Raw genomic sequence first — 4,101 nt, 5'->3', positions numbered from 1 at the left:
ATCTCTACCACTTTTACAACGTTGAAGATATTATCCCGATTAACGGCAAAAAGCTTTACTCCAGACAAGGAACATCAATCAATACCCGATTGATTCTGATAGATGGAGCAAAAGCTGTTCCTGATGGAGCAGCTCCGCTTAAAAATAAATTACACAGTACCGTTGTCAATACCCATGAAGAACTTTGGGATAGGGTTGGTTTAGGCAGCATCACTAGCCCAAATCCTCAAACCAAAGATGTGAAGGTCATTAAACTTCGTGCCAAAGCCATCCTGATAAAGCAGAAACAAATCTCTTCCGTGAATACAAAAAAGAGTTTTGAAATAATCCATAATGAAATTGTGGACTATTTAAAGAATCTCAAAGGAGCTTATCAAATAGAAGATGTGTTTGAGAATCCCAATAAATACGGTGATGTTGTTTCTCATTTCTCAGCAAGATACGACCAGAAAGACAGGTGGAATTATAGAAAAGCTCAATTTGTTATTACCTGGAATCAGTTAAGTCTTTTCATCCCTGATTTTGGTTACAGAACACTTCCCGATACTGACATTAAAAACCTTTTGCCACTTCTGAAAGAAGGTTTTCCACTACTTTTTAATTCCCCTGCTTAATATGAAAAGTTGTGTAAGCTCCATATTAAAACTTAAAGCAAAAGCCATAGTCATTAGGCAAAAGCAGTTATTCTTGGGAGGTATTCCTACGATTGAACCGCTGCGCATTTTGGTAGCCTGTGAAGAAAGCCAAACTGTGACTATGGCACTCCGCAGTCGGGGGCATGAAGCCCATAGCTGTGACATTCTTCCAACCACAGGCAAACATCCCGAATGGCACATCCAGGGTGATGTATTGAATCAATTAGATAAGGGTTGGGATATGATGATTGCTTTTCCACCATGCACCTACCTGACTGTTTCAGGCAATGCGTGGATGAACGACCCGGAACGTCAAAAGGAACGCAGGAAAGCATTGGCTTTTATCCGCAAACTGATGAAAGCTCCAATTGATAAAATAGCCATTGAAAATCCAATTGGTGTTATCAGTACTGCCATCCGCAAGCCTGACCAGATTATTCAGCCATACTTCTTTGGTGATAACGCAAAGAAGTCAACTTGCTTGTGGCTAAAGAATTTACCTCTGCTAGAACCAACCGATATGCTTGATGATGACCAATTGGAATACAAGCATTGGTACGACAAGAAGAAAAAACGTTGGAGACGGCAACCGCTTTGGTACTATCAGGCAAGGGATTTAAGCGATGAAGAAAGACGCAGGGTTCGCAGTAAGACCTTTCAGGGGATTGCCGATGCAATGGCTGACCAGTGGACAACAAAGAATATTTATTCAATAGCAGTATAGTATGAAATCAGACATTAAAATATGCAAAAGCAGCATTACCATAAAGTTTGGTAGCGTTCCACCAAAATATATATCGGCACGGCTTATTGAGTTAGGTTTTAAAACCACTAACAACAAAAGCTTTGTCCGCACCAAAAAGCTGGCTCAAAATGAACATGAGTATTTGCAAGGAATGTTCGGTCATAAAGGGTTGGGCATGGCATATATCCCAACAGCCGAAAAAGGTTTTATCCTGGATACAACCGTACCCGATTCAATGGGACATGAAATGCACATCGCTATCCGAAAGGTTAAGAAAAGTATCGGGATGCCTTTGTTTGACTATGTTGCCTATAAACTCGATTACAGCAATGACGAGCTTGTCAAGTCGCTTTCGTGCGAACAAATTGATGCGGTATCATTGGCAATTTACAATATCGAGAAGCGTGGCCAGGGAATCATTGTTGGCGACCAAACAGGAATTGGTAAAGGTAGAACCGCAGCAGCTTTAATCCGCTACGGTGTTAAAAGCGGTCTGCAACCTGTGTTCCTATCCGAAAAGCCCAACCTGTTTACAGACCTCTATCGGGATTTATCGGATATTGGAAGTTCCGCCCTGGTACCATTTATCGTGAATACCAAAGAGAGCAAAACCAATGTAAAGGACAAAAGCGGAGAAGTCATTTATACTGCTCCCGAAAAACCTACACAAGAAAGGATTATCAAGGGAAAGAAAGTACCCAATAATTACAACTTTGTTTGCGCCACTTATTCACAGTTCAATCAGCCCAAAAAGCCAGCCAAACAAGAGTTTTTAAATGCTGCAAGTAGTGGTAATATCATCATAATGGACGAAGCTCATAACGCTTCGGGTAGCTCCAATACAGGTGAGTTTATGCAAGATGTATTAAGGCAGACCAAAGGTGTTTGTTTTCTTTCAGCCACCTTTGCAAAACGACCTGATAACATGCCAATTTACGCTCAAAAGACTTCGATGAGCGATGCAAACATGAGTAAGGAGGATTTGGTAGAAGCCATCACCAAAGGCGGTGTTGCATTGCAGGAAGTATTAGCAGCTCAATTGGTTTCAGAGGGGCAAATGATAAGGCGTGAACGTTCTTTTGAAGGTGTTGAAGTAAACTACATCGAGCTTAAAGAAAAAGCCAAAGAGCAAGCTGAAACTGCCGACAAGATTACCTCCATAATCCGGGATATAATCGGGTTTCAGGAGAAGTACATCAATAAACAGGTTGATGAGCTTGATAAGATTGCAGCAGCCGAAAGTAAAGAGGTTGAAACACGCAAAGGAACTGAGAAAGCCGGGGTTGATAATATTCCGTATTTCTCAAAAGTATTCAATGTCATTAACCAATTACTTTTCAGCCTAAATGCCTCTGATGTTGCTGACCATGCCATAAAGCGGTTGAAAGAAGGCAAGAAACCTATCATTGCTTTTGCCTCCACAATGGGAAGCTTTTTAGAGGGTATGGCAAAACCCGATGATGTGATAAACGGTGACTTCTCAACTGTTTTGGAAAAGGGTTTGGATTCTGTTCTTCGCTACACAGAAAAGGATATTGACGGGGAATCACAGGGCAAACAATTCAATATAGCCGACTTATCGGAAGATGCTCAATTGGCTTACTACGATATTATCAGGAGAATAGAACAGGCATCCACAGGTATTACTATCAGTCCGATTGATTTGATAATCCAAAAGATAAAAGAAGCCGGCTATTCAGTCGGTGAGGTTACAGGTCGAAAGCTTTGTGTACAATACAACTCTACCAAAGCAAAGAATACAACGGCTTTGGTGATGAGCCGAAAAAAGGAAAACACAGCCGACTTGTTCCGTCAATTCAATGACAATGAAATTGATTGTTTGCTGATTAACCAAAGTGGTTCGACAGGAGCTTCGGCACATGCCATTGTCACCGATAAGGTGCCAGCAGAAAAGGTGAAGCAGCGTGTGATGGTGATACTCCAACCTGAACTGAACATCAATACCGAAATTCAGAAACGTGGGCGCATCAACCGCACAGGACAGATAATGAAACCGATTTACGATTACATTATCTCATCCATCCCTGCTCAAAAACGGTTTATGATGATGCTCAAAAAGAAGCTGAAATCATTGGATGCCAATACCACCTCTAACCAAAAAAGCAGCAAATCACAATTAGAATCCGATGACTTTCTGAATAAGTACGGTGACAAAGTGGTTCGCCAATACATGTTGGAAAATGAAGAGCTAAACAAAGCCCTGGATAATCCACTCAAATTTGAGGGCAAAGACAGCGACGAGACACCATCAGAAGGTGATGCTTCAAAGGTAACAGGTCGTGTGGCTGTTTTATCGGTTAAGGAACAGGAGAAGTTTTACCAAGAGGTTATTGAGCGATATAATGACTATGTGGAATACCTCAAGCAAGCAGATGAGTACGACCTTGAAGTAGAAGTCCTGAACCTTAAAGCAGAATCACTTGAAAAGCGTGTTGTGATTGCCGGGAAAGGTGGACGTTCGGTATTTGGAAACGATACTTATTTGGAAAAGTGCGAATGTAATGTACTTAAAAAGCCCTATGGCAAAGCAGAACTTGAAAAGCTGATTCAAAAACAACTAAACCAAAAACACCCCGATAGTATTTCTGAAGAAATAGTATCATCACATGAAAAGTGGGTATTAACTAAATTAAATTCAGATTTAAAAGATTTAGAAACCAAATACTTAGAACTACAAGCGGGGATTATCTCCGAAAAGGG

The 4,101-nt window shown here is 41.0% G+C and carries 3 protein-coding genes; all 3 read left to right on the top strand.

All coding sequences use genetic code 11. The annotated features are described in order from the left end of the window. The coding region (locus tag KEM10_RS23355; RefSeq protein WP_212220655.1) for a hypothetical protein at positions 1-614 on the top strand (614 nt) is incomplete at its 5' end. Position 615: 1 nt separating this feature from the next. Then, the gene (locus tag KEM10_RS23350; protein WP_212220652.1) at positions 616-1,359 is read left to right on the top strand and encodes a hypothetical protein; all 744 of its coding nucleotides are present in this window, start codon (positions 616-618) and stop codon (positions 1,357-1,359) included. A 1-nt stretch (position 1,360) separates the two neighbouring features. Then, positions 1,361-4,101, top strand: a 2,741-nt coding sequence (locus KEM10_RS23345; RefSeq protein ID WP_212220649.1) for a strawberry notch-like NTP hydrolase domain-containing protein, incomplete at its 3' end; no start/stop codon positions are given.

The organism is Carboxylicivirga linearis (assembly GCF_018271995.1).
In the GTDB taxonomy this organism is placed as follows: Bacteria; Bacteroidota; Bacteroidia; order Bacteroidales; family Marinilabiliaceae; genus Carboxylicivirga; species Carboxylicivirga linearis.
This window is presented reverse-complemented; position numbering and strand designations above follow the sequence as displayed.

Bases quoted from the DNA above. Each gene is read 5' to 3' on its own strand.
- KEM10_RS23350 (WP_212220652.1), top strand. From the start codon at position 616: ATGAAAAGTTGTGTAAGCTCCATATTAAAACTTAAAGCAAAAGCCATA.